This is a genomic window from Nostoc parmelioides FACHB-3921, from assembly GCF_014696625.1.
Taxonomy (GTDB): Bacteria; Cyanobacteriota; Cyanobacteriia; order Cyanobacteriales; family Nostocaceae; genus Trichormus; species Trichormus parmelioides.
This window is the reverse complement of record NZ_JACJQL010000020.1, coordinates 54315-71706: the sequence shown is the minus strand read 5'-3', so window position 1 is coordinate 71706 and position 17392 is coordinate 54315. Positions and strand designations below refer to the sequence as shown.

Here is a 17392-nt window from a genome sequence, read left to right as displayed (position 1 = left end):
GATAAGTACTAATAATTATTGACAATTGATAAGCTCAACTAGTCGCCAGAGTTCGGCAGATACAGAACGTTTTGCACTCAAGCGTTCCTGGGCATAATCAACTAACATTCTTGCTAATTCTTGGTTCATACGCGCATCTAAACCTTGAATCAAATTCAAAGGACTACCCACAAACAGCGCTTTCAAAACCATCTGATTCCATGCCAAACTATCAAAATACTTTGCCGGATAGGGATTGCGTAAAGCTATAGCGTTAAATACTGCCGTCATGTTGCTGCGAACACCTTCAGCCGCTCGTTTTTGCCATCGTTCTGGAAAAGGTAATAGAGGTAAAGCCTGATAAAGTGCGACTAATTCACCAACATCCGCAGATGTGAATACTTGTTCTAAAGTGGATAAATATTTTTCTATATCATCTTTTGGTAAAGCTAGTACCAGAATTGTACGGGCGGACTGCTCCACACTCCAATGACCAGGAAACCAGTCTGTATGCAGTGTCGAGGCTGCTTTCAAATCTTCTGGAGTTAATTGTAGTTGGTCTTTAACTACATAACGAGACACCATACTAAAGGTAATGAAAAACTCTCGACCAGTGACACTACTTTTAATTTGTTCCTGTTTTTCATCAAGCCAAGTAATGGTTTCTTTATCTACTATTTGTGATATCCAGTAACGTAATAGGCTACTAATACTTGTTGTTTTTATACTAATTAAAGCAGACATAATTTATGTTTGAATTTATTTGCTTGTCTCTGTGGTTAAATAATTTTTAAACCACAGAGAAGTACAGTCCAAATTGGCAGAACTAGATAGCAGATTTTTACAATCGCTTATCTAAACTAATGCTTGGTTTACGGTGTCTGTTTTTCCGCAATTTGGTAGCAGTAAAACCTAATCCTAGTAAACCTAAACCCAATATTGAAGTAGGCTCAGGTACTTGAGTTCTGCCTTCTACTGCTAACACTTGAACACGACCTTGGAAGAAATCGCCTACATATACTTTGCCATCATCGTAATGTAAGCCAGCACTCCAGTTAAACTTTCCTGGTGTCAGGTCAATAGGGCTACCATAGGGAGTAGTTCCACCAAGCGCTGGAGGTGTAGGAGGTGGCACAACTTCACCAGCAGTATTGCGGGTTGGTTCTCCAAATGATGTGAGGAAGTTACCATCTTTATCAAATACTTGCACACGGCTATTTTGAGAATCCGCGACATAAAGATTTTCGTACTCATCTACATCAATACCGATTGGTTCCCTAAACTGACCGGGTGCGGAGCCTGTAGAACCGAAGGCAAATAAGAACTTACCCTCTGGGTCTAAAACTTGAACGCGACCATTGTATTGGTCATTGACGTAAATTCTGCCAGTATTTTCTGAGATAATTAACCCCCCAGGCCCAGAAAATTGTCCATCGCCACTTCCCGGACTGCCAATAGTTCTAATTTGCACTCCTTCGGGATTATATACTTTGATGATATCTGCACTGAAGTCAGTGGCATACAAATTACCAGCCGCATCGAAATCCATGCCTCCAGGGCCAAAGAATAATCTACCCTCTACAGGCCCACTAAATGAACCATAGGAGGTCTTAAAATTACCTTGGGCATCGAAAACGTTAATCCGGCTGTTGAAAACATCACCAACGTGTAAATCGCCTGTGATGGGATTAAATCTCAGGTCTGCTGGCTCATCAAATTGTCCAGGGCCACTGCCGGTGCTACCAATTGATCTTAAAAAGTTACCTTGGCTATCAAATACATCTACACGGTCAATACCCCGACCATTACTGACAAAAATATTTTTGGTTGAATCTTGTACCCCTATTCCTTGGGGAACCGCAAGGGTTCCTGGGACACCTGGGAAATCACCATCCACAAAGGTGGCAGGTCTACCAATGCTACTTTCGTATTTTAAAGTTACAGCTTTGGCTTCACTTACAGTTGCTAGTGTCATTAATCCAGCACCCATAAGCGGTATTGAAAATTTTCTTAAAAATACCATCACAGTTAAGCTCCAGAGTTTACTTTGAATCGGTTAAACTTACAAAGGTGTTCAATAGAAATGAGGGGGATGAGGAAAGTCAACTTTCCTTTGTTGTTCGTTCTACTTGTTTATTCCCCCTGCTCCTGGCTTATTTTGTTCTGGCAACAGCCAACTCTTTGCTATATTTACGCTTCCGCATAGAAGCTGCACCTAGAGCAGCTGCTGTTAATGTACCTAATACAGTTGTAGGTTCGGGAACACTTTGAATATCCACCCGAACAACCGATCCTAATCCTGGGCCGACACCACGCCTACTAATATAAATTTTGCCATCAGGGCCAATAGTAATTCCATCAGCTGATTCTAACCCTTCACCTGCGGCAACCAATGTTGTGCGATCGCCATTCGGATTTACTTGGATGAGAGAACCAGGAAGGAAGCGTAAATCACCTTCTAACTGAGAGGTGTCGCTAAACTGTAAAACCAGCAAATTGCCATTCTCATCAAAGGTTAGGTCAGTAATATGGGTAAATCCATCCAAGAAAACCTCTGGACTCCCATCTTCATCAATGCGGAAAATCCGCGATTTCCCTTCTGGATAAGGAAACCCTGTGTATTCGCCAACGTATAAAGCTCCATCAGGGCCAACTGTACCTCCGGTAGGTACAGATTGTACTGCTATTTGTCCTCCGGGCAGGAATTCCACTAGCCCTGGTGGTAGTTCTACCCCTGGTGGTAAGGGTGGTAACTCTGAAGCACTAATGACAGCCTTGGGAATACCAATTGCTTGGAATTCACTTCCATCAAGTTTAATTTTGTAAGCCGCATTTCCACCACCGTCAACGACATAAGCAGTGTCACCATTAACGGTTAGATCGTAGGGATTAGTTACTACATCACCACCATCTGGATTATTGATGATCTCATACTCAGCAAAGTCGAAAATACTTTCTAGAGATCCGGTGTTCAGGTCAACTTTATATAGTTGTGCTAAGAGGGGAGTATTTAAGACTTTATCGGGTGTGGATGGTGGGAAAGTAATAAGTTGCTGTTCTGGAATGGGGTATTGTGAACCAAGCTCAAGGGTTTCTGCATCACGGTTTCCTGGATAACCAGCAAACCCAGTTAGAAGATAAGCATTTCCCAAAGAGTCAAATTGCAGGTCTTGAATACCAGCTCCTTGGTTGCCACTGGGTTGTTCTGCTATTGATTGAAAGTTAGTAAATATCCGTTGTTTGGTACCATCTGGTGAGACTTTAACCAGTGAACCACTATTACCGGCACAGATAGGCTGAAAAAGTGTACTGGGAGATGGCTGGCAATTCCCGTTACCTCCAATACCTGGCTCGGCTGCATAAAGAGTTCCATCAGGGCCAAAGCTAATACCTCGTAGATTACTGATCCCATCGACAATAGTCGTTAGGCTAGCAGCTTGTGCAGAGGATGTTCCACAAATTGCCGCAAAACACAATGTAATAGATGTAACAGCAAATGACTTGAGTTTCATACTTGATTAAGAATGAGAGTTAGTAATTGGCGGAAAAATTAATAGTTTGGATTGGGTGATTGGTGTAGTAGTTCACCAACTCAAAATTGCTAGGCTAGGGCAAGCAGGGGGAGAAAGAGATTGTTTGTGCTGCTATTAACCTTGCAAAGTTCTCTTGGCAGACTAGTAGGAGAATGGCACAAAGAAAACCAGGGGAAGATGGGAGAAAAACAACGCTATTTCAAACCTTTTGGCCAAGAAGTCCATCTCTTTTTGACCTCCGCAGCCAACCAAGGCCCAAAGCGCCGAGTAGGAACAAACTTAAAGTAGGGTTAGGCTCAGGAACCGACTGGGAATTTTCAACTCTAATAATTTGCCCTTGTCCTGGGCGATCGCTCCGATTCGTGATATAAATCTCTCCATTAGGTGCGATCGCTAAAGCATTAGGTGACTCTAGTCCATTACCACTCAGGATGGTGGTTCGAGTCCCATCCGTAGCTATCTTGATTAATGAACCATCGAAGTTACCTTTCCACGCTGATTGATTGGCGTACTGCAAGGCATACAAATTACCAGCACTATCAAATTCCAAGTCTGTTAACTGCGTAAATCCATCTGCGTAGATTGTTGTTGTCCCATCAGTATCAACACGATAGATTTTGGCTCCAGCTTCAGGAAAGGGAAAACCAGTAAATTGGCTGATGTAGTAAGCGCCATCGGGGCCTTTAACCACACTAGAAGGTACTACTTGAATAGGTAATTGGGATGGCGGCGGTTCTGTCGGAGTTGGTACTTGTCCTGGTTCGGTGGATGGAGTACCGGAGGGTGGGAAAACTGGATTGGTTAATATCTCTTGGGGAAACACAGCTAGCGCTTGCAAGTTACTGCCGTCTGTTTGCACACTTAGCAAGTCGTTTGCACCTGCATCTACAGCTATTAGGTTATTACCATCAATAAAAAAGCCCAAAGGATTACTATTGATATCGCCCCCATCGGGGTTATTGACAAGCTCGTAATTAGCTAAATCAGCAACAGCCGTCCATGAATTGGTTTGAAAGTTGGGAGCAATGATTTTCCCTAAATCTATATTGCCAAGATTGTCACGAAAGCTTGGATTAGCTCCATATCCCAGCAAAATATAAGGTTTACCTGTTGCATCAAATTGGATATCTCGCACTCCCCCCGCCCCCGTACCATCAGCTAGGGCGATGGAAGGTAGTCCAGTGAGTACAGATGTTGCCACACCATTCTCAATCTTCAAAACATTTCCACTTGCGCCATAGCACAAAGAACCACCTTGACCTGTAATGGGAGGAATACAAGCACCATTACCTCCCGTTCCCGCTTCGGTCACATATAACGCACCATCAAGGTCGAAGCTCAAACCTCTGGCATTATTCAGACCATCCGCCACTACAGAAAAAGAGGCAGCTTCCGCAGCTTTCATGCCTGAAAAAGCAGCAACACAAAAAGTAAATAAAGTAATACTCAGTTTATAATCCACACCTTACACCCCTATACCCCTACACCCCTAACTAACGACAATTCTTGCTGTTGAGTTTTATGTACTGGTACATAACTCATACCTCTGTCAAAGGATTTGAAGTTGCCAGCTTTAGCTTCCAAGAAACGTTTGATATTCATACTCTCAGCACCGAAATCTTCTAACTGAAGTTTGCCGTGGGCAAATTGCTCACCATTTTTCCAGAAGGTAATCCGATGGAGGATAAAACCTGAAGCTTCAGGGTCTGCAAATGAATAAGCTGCGGGAATCATTAGAGCTACAGAACGCTGATAGAAGTTGTGTTCTGGATAAAAATATTCTTGTTCTAGTAAGTAATATTTGCTCAGACTATGAACCCGTGCGGAAATTTTGACTTTTTGATCATATTCGTCTACAAATTCACCAGATTGACCACTAACTTCACCTACAGGTCTGACTAAATGCGCCCATTCATCAATATTTTTAACTTCGTTTAAATAATCAACGCCCAGTTCAACTGGAGCATCAACATAGATAGTATCGGTATCAATAAAGTAGCGTCCCTTAGCTGCTGTAGTGTGACCAATTTTGCGTTCTAAATTAGCTTTAAGAGAACGACACTCAGAAGTGTGTACTGTATGAATACCTTGCATAATCATTGGTGTTTGTCGCCCAGGGTCAACAAAGCTCAACCAATGGAAGTAAACGCCTTCTTCGTCTGTTCCCGGTTCGATATAGTTGGGCGGAAATAGTAGTACAGGATAAACTTGGAAGTATTTATTGTACTCAAACCCGCAATGCCACTCAATACCATAAAACAGAGGGTTTTCGAGTTTTTTAACGTGATAATATAGGTTTCTTTGATAACCAGATGCAGTTCCTAGCCAAGTATCTTCGTCAATTTTTTCCTGCATTCGACTAAATAATGTCCAGTCATCTAAGTTTTTTAAACTACAAAGATACTCGAAAGCTGTTTCTGGTGATGTGGCAATATACGCTGATGTTGCAAATGTATTTTTTTCCACTATGCACTCCTCAAATTAATAATTAATGGTTCGGTATTAAGCTGCAATTGGCTGATTTCTACTGATTTTCACCTTCATAATTCGTTCATCCGCCAGCCTTTTTGAAGCATCATTAGTAGTAATGCTTTGCTGTTGAGCAATATCAAAAATCGCTAGCAATGTGTCGTAAATATTATTTACTTGCTTAAAGGCTTTATCTTCTTCATAGCCAATCATTTCGTTATAAACGTTGATGATGCCACCAGCATTAATTACATAATCAGGACAGTATAGAATATCTTTTTCTACTAATCTTTGACCATGTAAACGCTCATTATCTAACTGGTTATTGGCAGCACCAGCAATAATTTTGGCTTGTATTTGGGGAATTGTTTGACTGTTGATAATTCCTCCCATAGCACAGGGAGAGAATATATCTACATTTTGTGAATAAATTTCTTCCGGCTCTACTACTGTAGCACCAAAAAGCTGTTTTATTTCTGCTGTTTTTTCTGGGCTAATATCAGTGATTACCAGTTCAACTCCATTTTCATGCAAGTGTCTGCAAAGGTTCTTGCCAACATTGCCTAAGCCTTGAACAGCTACTTTCATGCCTGCAAGATTTTTGGTTTGCCAACGAAATTCTACAGCAGCTTTAATACCTAAAAATACACCTAAAGCTGTGATGGGAGCAGGCCCACCAGATTTTTCTTCCACACCAACTACATGGTCAGTTTCTTGTTTAATTGTGCGGACATCGTGGGGAGTTATATTAACATCTTGTCCAGTGATAAAACGTCCTTTGAGACTTTCAACAAAGCGTCCATAAGCTCTCAACATTTCGTCGGTTTTATCTGCGGGATTAGCAATAATAACTGCCTTACCTCCACCGGCGGGGATGTTAGCACAGGCGGCTTTATAAGTCATTCCACGACTCAAACGCAGAGCATCTTTTAAAGCGGCTTCTTCATTGATATAAGGATAAAGCCTTGTCGCTCCCATTGCTGGGCCTAAAGTGGTGTCATGGATGGCAATAATTGCTCTGATGTCTGGATTTTTTCCATGACAGTAGAGTACTTGCTCATGCCCCATTTCTCTAACAGTTTCAAATAGCTGCATTGTGGTTTCTCAATCTTGTTTGTGGATTGATGAAGGGGAAATAATACCAATTCAACATTAGAAGCAACAAACGTAATCAGAATTGCTGAATTTTGGAGAATTGGTATTTATAACTAGATAAAAGTTGGCTCATGTTATTCTTCTGGAGAACAACAGTCTGGTAATTGATCAGTTGGAAAAATTGGAGAAGTGTGAAGAATATTTACGAAGAGTTTGTCCGATTTTGCTACTCTGTATAATTAAGTTATTCAGAAATTAAAAGCTTAGATGTTTGTCCAATAAAGCTTTGTATTTCTAACTTCATTGTTTTGGTTATTGGTATGAAGAGAAAACCTTTCCTTTCATACCAGATTTCTTAACAATGGTTTCCGACAGAGCATAAGTCATTGCCTCAGATATAATCCCAGACATACAATTAAACCAAGGGAAAAGACACGTGTTTGGTGGTTGTTGGTTTACCATTGCCATTACCATTTAATTTCACTCCTTGGGCTGCCAAGCTTTTATTTCTTGCGCCAGAAGGAGCGGGGCGATCGCCATCAATAATGACATCGACGACAAAGGGAGTTTGTGAGGCGATCGCTTCTTTTAAAGCAGCCTCCAAATCAGACTCTCTCTGCACGACAATACCGTCTGCACCCATCCCACGAGCAACCATCACAAAGTTTGTTGGGGGAATCTCTGCATCTGCACCTTTTAAGCCCAATATTTTCATGCCTTGATAGCACATATTGTATCGAGCATCGTTAAGGACAATCCAAATTGCCGGAATTTTATACTTTACGGCTGTGTTGATTTCGTTATTCATCAGCATTGCCCCATCGCCAACAATCGCCACAGCTGTACCCTTGCGCGCTTGGGCCGCGCCTACAACACCTGTCGCCGCATGACCCATTGCGCCAACTCCAGTGCTGACTCGGTAACGATTAGGTTCAGTGAATCGCAGATAATGAGTTGACCAAGTAAATGAGTTACCACACTCCGCCAAAACGATCGCATCACTGCCTTCAACAATAATCTTCTGAATTGCTGCCATCAGGACTTCTGGACGTACTGACTCACCCACTCCGGTAGCAATTGCTTCGATTTGGGGACGAGGTAAAGACACAACACTAAAACGAGGAGTTTCTGGGAAATGTTGCCCAAGCTCCTGTAAATAAGTCTTAATGTCAGACTGAATCGAGAAGGTATTGGCATAGGGATAAGCCACACCAGGAACTTCCGGATCAATATCTACATGGACAAAACCTTTTGCTGGAACCATTGTTGGACTCCAGAAAGAAGTCGGTTCACCTAAGCGGGTTCCTAACACCAAGATACGGGATGGTGGTTGTTCTTCCATGTAAGTGATGACAGAAGCGTCACCACCCAAACCTGTGACACCCACAAACTGAGGATGGTCTTCAGGAAATATCCCTTTACCACGGGGTGAACAGATAACGGCTGCACCTGTTTTCTCTGCCAATAGGCGGATTTCTTTAGCAGCATTGCGCGCCCCAAAACCCACCCAGATGGCAAAAGGTTCGGAGAATAATAACTTTGCAGATTTGGCAATCTTATCTTTGTGAGCAGTCACCCGATAAGCAGCTACATCTAGCTGAGGCCAAGATATATCCTCAACAAGACTTGTCTGTACACCTGTAGGAATACTCAAGTGAGCAACAAAACCACCTGGTTGAGCTAAACCCAAAGCCAATTTGCGGAAAATCTGCGGCAATTGGGCTGCCGACTCTATAGTAATAGCGTAGTTGAACAATGCACCAGGGGTAAACATTCCCCCACTAGGCAGGGTGTAAGTGCTAGTTTCTTGGATTGCCCAGCGTCCACGCTGTGGTGCTGAGGTACAAGCGGACAAAAGAATCACCTTGGCACCTTCACCACGGGCAGCAAATAAGCCTGTGAGAGCGTTGGTCATCCCTGGCCCGGCTGTAGTAAATACTACAGTAGGGTGATTACTAGCAAAATGTGCTTCAATCGCAGCAAAGGCGGCTCCCGCTTCATGGCGAAAGTTTAGCACTTGCATGGAGCTGTTTGATAGGGCATTCCATAGGCTAGCCATAGCGCCCCCAGCGACACCAAAGGCGCTAGACACTCCCAACTTAGTCAGCATGAGAACAATAGCCTCTGCCACTGACAGTGCGGAGTGGGAATGGTTAGGGAAAAACGGCTGAATTTCTATATCGTTCAACTCACGGGAATCGTGAGACAAAGATTCTACATATTGGCTGCCGTTGGTAGGTAATTCTTGGTAAAGATCACCAGTCATAATCTGGGAGTCGGAATCAGTATGTTTTTGACTCATTGCTTTCACTTAATTCCAGAACTTGCACAAGGCTCTCTAGACTACACTTAGCTATCTAACCTTAAGAAACTTGTTGCATATAATGTTGACAAAGTTGGGACAAATCAGTAGTAGAGGTTATAGTGCAGCTTGAATTGCCCAGCAGAAAAACTTTTTAAAACACAAATCGGTACTTATGGAGACTAGAGTACGGGAAATCAATAACTGTTTGCAATGAAAAATCTTTTGATTACAGTTACCAATTCTTTCGCACTCCTGTAAATAACCATCCTTTGCTCCAAAAATCCAGCAAGTATTGTGGATATCTTGCGCTATTTGTTAAGTTATGTCACATTAACTTTAATGAAACAATTAATTACTTATCAACATCAAGCGCAAATGTTTGTTGTGAACTCACCGTAGTATTGCCAGTCTATTTTGATATAAATCGAACTCGTTGTTCGTACAACTCCACAAGAAAAGCTAACTTTTGTTGATGGGCAAAGTCATTCTGACCATTGAGTTCATCTCTCTTGCGGAGTAAGTAATGCTTGTAAGCACTATAAAAATCAAATCTATATCTTCTGATAGATGGTTTTTAAACAGGCTGAGAAATACTGGTCATTAATGTATCTCTAACGACAGATGAAGGAACTGATACATCCATATTAGATTCCTGAGTGAGTAGTTTAAGAATAATTAAGAGAATTAATTAAGGAGTAAAGACTTATAAGTTGAGGAAAAACAAGAATATGTAAGTTTAGTAATTTATTTACTCATATAAGCAGATCGTGGTTGATAGGTTATAAAGAAATGAATAATACAGAAATCATTAAGTTTTTATGGCTACAAAAGTTATATATTAGACTTTGATTATATAAAGAAACTATTGGTACATTTCTAGGTGTAAATCACCACATTATAGAGGAATTCTATATTTAAATTAAAAGTCAAGTATAAATCCTATAAAAGATAGCTAATTTCACGACAAATTCAATCAAAAATTTATTTTTTTTATGGAAATAAGTAAAAATAGGAGATTTTTTGGGAGTTACAGCAAGTAATGAATATACAGTCAGAATTAGAGTTTAAATTTGCCCATTACCTGATCAACAATGCCGTAGAAGCATCCTTTTGTTTGGGAGACAATTGGCAGTTTCTATATGTCAATGATGCAACTTGTCGTATGACTGAATATTCTCGTGAACAGTTATTAGCGATGAATCTGCACAGTATAGATATAGATTTTACGTTACATGATTGGGATGAAATCAGATGCAAGGATAACTGTACATTTAAAACTAGATATCGTTCTCAGAGTGGAAGGATATTTTTAGTAGAAATGTCCTTGACATTTTTAGAAGAGCAAGGGAGGCGATTTTGCTGTGTTTTTGTGCGAGAAAAAAGTCATGAAATCGTAGAATTAAGCGTGCAGAAGTGGATTAATGAATTAAGGGATGCCAATAATAAATTGCAGCAAGAAGTTTATGAACTCAAGAAGAAAGAAGTTTATTTAGAAACTTCTCTATCTTTACTTAGCTCGACTCTCGAATCTACTGCGATCGGCATTGTGGCGATTAATTTTGAAGGCGATATTCTCAATTATAATCAAAAGTTTGCTGAGATGTGGAAGATACCCCAGCAACTAATATTGTCTAAGAAATGCCCTCGCTGTAAAGCTTTTTTTGAGAGCCAGATGAAAGACCCTGAGACATTTAATCGACTTATTTGGGCAGTTTCTAGTACGTCTAATACTGAGAGTTATGATGTTTTGGAATTGAAAGACGGTAGGGTTTTTGCTCACTATTCTCAACCGCAGTGGCTGGGAAAAAAAATAATTGGTAGAGTCTGGAGCATTTGGGACATTACTGAATCTAAGCAAACAGAGGAAGCATTAAGACTAAATGAAGCTAGGTTTCGAGCTTTAGCGGAAACTAGCGATGCTAGCACTTTTCTAGTTCAAGATACACAGTTTTGTTATGTGAATCCTGCTGTAGAGGTACTTACAGGCTACACGAGAACCGAACTTCTCAATGGGTTCGATATACGGCGACTCATCAAATATAGAAAAGGTAGACAGATACGTAATTCGGCTCCCTCCACTAACTTTGAGTATCAAGAAATCAGTATTTTAACCAAAAATGGTGCAGAGCGTTGGTTATCTTGTGCAGTCACAATACTGGATAGCACGATAGATTTTCAAGGTAAATCTGTAGAAATGATTACGGCTATTGATATTACCGATTATAAACAAGCAGAATCAGAGCTTACTCAGGCTTTAGACCAAGCAAAACATCTCGGTGAATTAAGAGCAAGTTTCCTTTCTATGGTGTGTCATCAATTCCGTAATCCGTTAAATATCGTCTCTTTTTCCAATAGCTTGCTCAAGCGATATCTTAATGCACAGACAGAAGAGACGATACAACCATTACTCGATCAAGTGCAATTATCTATTCAACAACTCAACCAGATGTTGGATGATATGTTGCTCTTTGCTAAAACAGAAGCAGCTAAACTTAAATTTGAGCCTAGTCGATTTGAACTAGTGGAGTTTTGCAAAGATGTAATTTCACAAATGCAGATGGCAAATTTTCCTAATTATATTAATTTTATTAGCCAGACTGAATATCTAACAGTTTGGATGGATAAAAATATATTAGATTCGATTCTCAAGAATTTGCTTGATAATGCAATTAAGTATTCTCCCTTTGGGAGTATGGTAGAACTGAGGCTTTTAGGTAATAATGATAAAATAATTTTTCAGGTTAAAGATGATGGAATTGGAATTTCCACATTAGACCAAAAACGACTTTTTGAACCGTTTTACCGAGGCAATAATGTTGATAATATTCCTGGGACTGGACTGGGGTTATCGATTGTGAAAACTCTGGTAGATTTACACGGTGGTCAGGTTACAGTAGAAAGTAAAGTTGGCGTAGGTACGACATTTACTGTAGTGCTGCCACACAAGATATAGAACCTCATTTGCTCCAAGTTATAAATGTTAAATTTCTGTAACTTAACGTTTATCAGTTGGAATAAATAGACTCTGCTGAATTATGAACGCAGAGATTGGTAAGAACCAAACTTATATTTATGGAAAAACAATGCAGGAATCATTAAATACAATTCTGGTCATTGAAGATGATACAGTTACCCGCAATCTCTACTTAAAGGGACTGAAAATTGAAGGGTTTGATGTCATAGGTGCTGAAAATGGTGCGGTGGGCGTTCAAAAGGCACAAAAACATCTGCCAGATATAATTATTTGCGATATCATGATGCCTCAGATGGATGGTTATGGTGTTCTCAGCATATTACGCCAAGACTCTTTAACAGCAGGTATTCCCTTCATTTTTCTGACTGCTAGCGATAGGAGGGGAGACGTTCGTAAGGGTATGGAATTGGGTGCTGATGATTATATTACCAAACCATCTACTCTAGACGAATTACTCAAAGCGATCGCCACCCGTTTACGCAAGCAAGCCTCTGTGCAGAACTGGTGTAATCATCTCCTTCAGAAAACTGCAAAACCAGCCTCTACACCCACTGCTGTACAAAAAACTCCTCCTGATTCTCCATCTATTTTTCCGGCCGTTCCTCAGTTAAAAGAAGTTTTCGACTTCATTGAAGCTTATTTTCACCAAGGAATTACTCTGTGTGATGTAGCTGCTGCGGTGGGTTATTCCCCTGCTTATTTGACTAACCGCGTAGCCAAACAGACAGGGGATACTATCAATAACTGGATTGTCAAACGTCGGATGGCGGAAGCTCGTCGTTTACTTCAAAATAGCGATGAAACAGTAGAGCAAATTTCCAGATTATTAGGTTATCAACACGTTTGTCATTTCTCCCGGCAATTTCGCCAACATCACGGCTTACCTCCCCATGCTTGGCGATTATGTTCTAAAAATAAGGAAGAATTAGCGAGAGTTTAAAGCCGCTACGTAGTATGAAGAAAAAATTACGTATAAAGCCTCCAGCCTCGACAAATCAACGCAAATGCTCGATTATTTTATATGTTATAAATCACAAATTGTGGGAATAAATTTTAATTTTTGAACTTACTTCTAAAGTAAAGTAAGAATTAGATTTATCCCCCTCTTTTGATAGATTAATTAACAAAATATTACCTTTAGATTGAATTTGTGAACTTTTTTATATTCAAGCTAACTGCTGAATGAAATTTGTAACAGCAGTATTGATGCGCTCCCTAGTATATGCTGAAAAATTGGTTTTTAACTACTCAATAACAACTAACTTTAGACTCACTAAAAGGAGTAATATGTATGCAACTGAAACCAATTAATCAGCAGGTTGTTTCCGTCGTTGGAGCTGCTAGCGGGATTGGACGAGAAGCTGCTATTCGCTTTGCTCAACATGGGGCTAAGGTTGTTGTTTCTGCCCGTAGCCAATCAGGGTTAGAGTCATTGGTGAAAGAGATTACAGACTGTGGTGGTGAAGCAATTGCTGTAGTTGCCAACGTAGAAAAATTTGAGCAAGTTAAGGCGATCGCTGATAAAACTGTAGAGGTGTACGGTAGACTCGATACTTGGGTACACGTCCCAGCGATTGGACTGTTTGCCAATTTCGATGATATTACACCAGAAGAATTTAAACACGTCATCGATGTTAACCTGATGGGGCAGGTATACGGTGCAATGGCCGCACTCCCCCATTTGAAGCGTGAGGGACGGGGTGCATTGATTCACATATCTTCAATGGAAGCTAGGCGATCGCTACCATACCAGAGTGCATATTCCTCATCAAAACATGGAGTAGACGGTTTTATCGATGCTATGCGCCTGGAATTGATACATGATAAATGGCCAATTAGCGTTACCAGTATTAAACCAGCCGTCATCAACACCCCTTTCTGGAATAACGGTTTAACAAAGTTAGGTGTCAAACCTTCCGGAACACCACCATATTATGATCCCAGGTTAGTAGCTAACGCCATTCTTCATGCAGCCGAACACCCAACCCGTGATTTATTAGTCGGAGATGTAGCTAAGATATTGGATTTATTACATCGCATCTCACCAGCGTTAACAGATTCATTGTTACTCTTAGTTGGCTTCCAATCTCAACGTATTTCTGGCGAACCCAAATCTGAAAATGAAGCAAATAACTTTTACCAACCAGTCCCAGAACACGACAGAGTGGATGGCGACTACAGCAACTTCGTAATCCCTAGCATTTCCGATTTTCTAGAACAGAATCCACCATTACAATGGAGTGCGATCGCCGCCGGTACAGTATTAGCTTTACTAACAGCCCAAGCTCTTAAGCGTAGTTGAATAACCCTGCTTCGTCACTTTCGCAGCAGGGTAAGAACGTAAAAATCGCCTCAATCAAGAACAGCTAAATAAGCTATTCTGCTTTTAAGTTGTATAATCCATCATGAAGGCTGTAGACCGTTAACAGTCAACAGTCAACAGTTAACAGTCCTTATTAGTAGTTATGCAATTTAGGCGCGCATTAGCTTATTTACGCCGACTTACTTATCTTGAGGCAACTCTACAACCAACTGAGAATTACCATTTTGTGACAATGGCGGGGTTGTAGTTGGTAGTGGTGGCGTAACTTCACCTGTTTTATTAGCCTGATTCCACAAAATCATGGACAGCAAGCCATCAACTAAGCCATTAGTACTGCCATTACTACCACCAACCAAGATATCAGGAATTAAACGGACATTGCGATCGCCGATAATCTGCATCATCTGCATTGCCGTATAACCTTGCGTACCCAAAGCGTTAACACCAGTGTGGTAAGTCTCCGCTTTCGCGTTACCTGTTGCCCGAATACCTTCAGCCTCAGCCATTGCCCTGAGTTTTGTCGCTTCGGCTTCACCGTTCGCCTGCTTAACTTGGGCTTGGGCTTTCAGTTCCGCAATGTCCACACTCTGTTCAGATTTGACCATTTCTTGTTGAATATCAGCCAAGGCTGTTTCTCGCACCAGTTTTTGGCGTTGTGTTTGCGCCATCTGCTGAACCTCATAGGTTTTGCGCTCTTCCTCAGCGATTTTCCGGTCTGTTTGTGTCTGCATCAACGAGGCCGGTGGCTGAATATCTCCAATCAAGGTATCAATTGCTTGCACATCATAAGCCCGCAATGCTGCCTTGATATATTCAGATGCCTCTACTTGCCGTTCACTCCGGGCATTTAAGAAGTCTAGCACTGTGTAATCTTGTGCCGAGTTGCGGAAATAGTTGCCAATACTGGGTTCTAGGACGTTATCAACCAAGTTTTGCATAGAACCAACGCGAGAAATTACCTTAGGCGCATCCAAAGCCCCGACATGGATGATTTGCGAAACTTCCAAATCGAAGGCAAACCCATCTTTAGAACGCACGGTCAAAGCCTCTAAATTGGCATCATATTTATGGCGTTCAGTCCGTCCTGACCAGTTCAACACTATATTAGTAGTCGGCACTAACTCCACTTTCATAATGCGGGTGTTAAGTGGGTGCTTACCCGGATACAACGGCTCAACCCATACCCCCTTATGACCAGGATTTACCAAGTTACCGTGGGTGAAAGCTGCACCACTTACATCTTCTTGGGCTTTACCGACGAAGGAAATCACCACACCCACATAACCAATGGGAATTTCCGTCATTGGCACTTGCTCAACATTTACAAACCAAGGGTTTAAGTTCCAAGAACCAGAAAGCAAAATTTGCTCTTGTAAACCCCTACGTCCGCCGCCATCTAGAAATTTTTGACCGTTTTGGAAATTATCATGTCCAGTAATTACTGGCCCAGCAATTTCACCCACAGTGATAGGCATCCCATCTAGAGTTGTGACAACACCTACCTTGTCAGAGGCAACTGTATACACCCGTAACTGTTCGGGACTCATACCGTGGCTACTAGCGTTTGCTGCCATGATAATTTTAAACAGGGCAGTATTAATGCGGTAAGTACCTGCCGTGAGAAATCCCATTTGCCGTCCTTTTTCACCACCATTCGTCAGGAATTTTCGGGCATCTTGGAAGTTATCACAATCGACGATTTTACCTAAAATCCGCTCTGGCGGGTTTGATGCACCATCAGCCGCGACAATAACGGCGATTTCACCTTGAGGCACAACAACTACAGATTCTTTGCGTACAGAATACTGCCAAGGCCAGTAACCCCAATGCCAACCAGGGGCGAGGGTATCTGCTTGTAAACCTGCTTCACCATTGAGGGCTATCAACTGTCCAGCAGGTAAACCCTTTCCAGAAAACGTAAATTTTCTGACAACGATACCAACCTCACGTTCACCAATAACAACTAAACCACCAAAAAACAAGGGAACAAATATTACTAGACCGCCGATTAGCACGATGGGAATTAGTACAAAAGGATCAACCGCCGCCGCCTGATACTGAACAATAGCTGGCTTTGTCGGTTCTAATCGGACTGACGCTGAAGTAATTTCTGTAGCCGTGGCTGTTTTTATGTTAGTGGCGTGAGCAGAATTAATTCCCCCAGCTAAGGCCAGTGCAGCTATTAATGGAGTTGTAAAGAGAGCTAATTTATTTTTTTTAGTCTTACCAAACAGAGATGAAAAGCTTTTCATAATTTGCGCCCTTCTGGGCAACTAATCATATACGCTATCACTTCAACTGCCTTAAGTCTGATTTCTTAAACTTGGTGTAATTTTTTTTGGTTGACAAGCAATCAGTAGTGGCGTGTCTAGTAGTTCACCAACCCAAAATTGCTGGGCTAGGGCAAGCAGGGGAAGCAGAGGGAGCAGGGGAGAAAGAGATTTTTTTGCTGCTATTAACCTTGCAAAGTTCTCTTGGCAGACCACTAGACTAAAATGTAGGTGGATAGGCCACGATCTCGCTTGTGGTTAGAAGAAATGTGAGACATGGGGATAAACTTCTTCGAGCTAGTTGTTGATGGCTTCAGGTATCAACGGGGTCATCGATGACCCCACCAAAGCGCAGACTATAAATTAGTTTGTTAGGACTTACACATTGACGGAAATAGAGTGGTGTGAGGCGTTATGCTTCCTCGATTAGTTCGACGGATGTTG

At 41.5% G+C, this 17392-nt stretch carries 12 protein-coding genes; 4 read left to right on the top strand and 8 right to left on the bottom strand.

What is annotated here, in order from left to right; all coding sequences use genetic code 11:
• Positions 1–15: 15 nt before the first annotated feature.
• The 7 genes from H6G14_RS15235 to scyA form a co-directional block, all read right to left on the bottom strand.
• A complete protein-coding gene (locus H6G14_RS15235; protein ID WP_190568202.1) occupies positions 16–723 on the bottom strand; it encodes an EboA family metabolite traffic protein in 708 nt (235 codons plus the stop codon).
• 97 nt (positions 724–820) lie between these two features.
• Complete coding sequence (gene scyF / locus H6G14_RS15230) at positions 821–2002, bottom strand: scytonemin biosynthesis PEP-CTERM protein ScyF (protein WP_190568235.1); 1182 nt, start codon at positions 2000–2002, stop codon at positions 821–823.
• Between the two features lie 130 nt (positions 2003–2132).
• Entirely contained in the window at positions 2133–3491 is a 1359-nt protein-coding gene (locus H6G14_RS15225; RefSeq protein WP_190568201.1) for a ScyD/ScyE family protein, read from the bottom strand.
• Between the two features lie 220 nt (positions 3492–3711).
• Positions 3712–4974 carry a ScyD/ScyE family protein gene (locus tag H6G14_RS15220; RefSeq protein ID WP_190568200.1) on the bottom strand — a complete coding sequence of 421 codons (1263 nt, stop codon included), beginning with the start codon at positions 4972–4974 and terminating at the stop codon, positions 3712–3714.
• Positions 4975–4985: 11 nt separating this feature from the next.
• Positions 4986–5978 carry a scytonemin biosynthesis cyclase/decarboxylase ScyC gene (scyC, locus tag H6G14_RS15215; protein WP_190568199.1) on the bottom strand — a complete coding sequence of 331 codons (993 nt, stop codon included), beginning with the start codon at positions 5976–5978 and terminating at the stop codon, positions 4986–4988.
• A 36-nt stretch (positions 5979–6014) separates the two neighbouring features.
• A complete protein-coding gene (gene scyB / locus H6G14_RS15210) occupies positions 6015–7076 on the bottom strand; it encodes a tryptophan dehydrogenase ScyB (RefSeq protein ID WP_190568198.1) in 1062 nt (353 codons plus the stop codon).
• Positions 7077–7491: 415 nt separating this feature from the next.
• Complete coding sequence (gene scyA, locus H6G14_RS15205; RefSeq protein WP_190568197.1) at positions 7492–9378, bottom strand: scytonemin biosynthesis protein ScyA; 1887 nt, start codon at positions 9376–9378, stop codon at positions 7492–7494.
• A 1042-nt stretch (positions 9379–10420) separates the two neighbouring features.
• On the opposite strand from scyA, the gene H6G14_RS15200 reads away from it, so the two are divergent.
• The 3 genes from H6G14_RS15200 (at position 10421) to H6G14_RS15190 (ending at position 14657) form a co-directional block, all read left to right on the top strand.
• Entirely contained in the window at positions 10421–12334 is a 1914-nt protein-coding gene (locus H6G14_RS15200) for a scytonemin biosynthesis sensor histidine kinase (RefSeq protein ID WP_190568196.1), read from the top strand.
• 82 nt (positions 12335–12416) lie between these two features.
• The gene (locus H6G14_RS15195) at positions 12417–13295 is read left to right on the top strand and encodes a response regulator transcription factor (RefSeq protein ID WP_422394076.1); all 879 of its coding nucleotides are present in this window, start codon (positions 12417–12419) and stop codon (positions 13293–13295) included.
• A gap of 351 nt (positions 13296–13646) precedes the next feature.
• The gene (locus H6G14_RS15190; RefSeq protein WP_190568195.1) at positions 13647–14657 is read left to right on the top strand and encodes an SDR family oxidoreductase; all 1011 of its coding nucleotides are present in this window, start codon (positions 13647–13649) and stop codon (positions 14655–14657) included.
• Positions 14658–14857: 200 nt separating this feature from the next.
• Here the strand turns inward: H6G14_RS15190 and H6G14_RS15185 are convergent, their stop codons facing one another.
• Positions 14858–16930: an SPFH domain-containing protein gene (locus tag H6G14_RS15185; RefSeq protein WP_190568194.1), complete on the bottom strand. Its 2073-nt coding sequence runs from the start codon at positions 16928–16930 to the stop codon at positions 14858–14860.
• A gap of 86 nt (positions 16931–17016) precedes the next feature.
• Between H6G14_RS15185 and H6G14_RS15180 the strand changes: the two genes are divergently transcribed.
• On the top strand, positions 17017–17172 hold the full coding sequence (locus tag H6G14_RS15180) for a hypothetical protein (RefSeq protein ID WP_190568193.1): 156 nt from the start codon (positions 17017–17019) through the stop codon (positions 17170–17172).
• Positions 17173–17392: the final 220 nt, after the last annotated feature.

Excerpts from the sequence above, each read along its gene's own strand:
- H6G14_RS15235 (WP_190568202.1), bottom strand. The coding sequence starts at position 723 with ATGTCTGCTTTAATTAGTATAAAAACAACAAGTATTAGTAGCCTATTA.
- scyF (WP_190568235.1), bottom strand. The coding sequence starts at position 2,002 with ATGGTATTTTTAAGAAAATTTTCAATACCGCTTATGGGTGCTGGATTA.
- H6G14_RS15225 (WP_190568201.1), bottom strand. The coding sequence starts at position 3,491 with ATGAAACTCAAGTCATTTGCTGTTACATCTATTACATTGTGTTTTGCG.
- scyB (WP_190568198.1), bottom strand. The coding sequence starts at position 7,076 with ATGCAGCTATTTGAAACTGTTAGAGAAATGGGGCATGAGCAAGTACTC.
- scyA (WP_190568197.1), bottom strand. The coding sequence starts at position 9,378 with ATGAGTCAAAAACATACTGATTCCGACTCCCAGATTATGACTGGTGAT.
- H6G14_RS15200 (WP_190568196.1), top strand. The coding sequence starts at position 10,421 with ATGAATATACAGTCAGAATTAGAGTTTAAATTTGCCCATTACCTGATC.
- H6G14_RS15195 (WP_422394076.1), top strand. The coding sequence starts at position 12,417 with ATGAACGCAGAGATTGGTAAGAACCAAACTTATATTTATGGAAAAACA.
- H6G14_RS15190 (WP_190568195.1), top strand. The coding sequence starts at position 13,647 with ATGCAACTGAAACCAATTAATCAGCAGGTTGTTTCCGTCGTTGGAGCT.
- H6G14_RS15185 (WP_190568194.1), bottom strand. The coding sequence starts at position 16,930 with ATGAAAAGCTTTTCATCTCTGTTTGGTAAGACTAAAAAAAATAAATTA.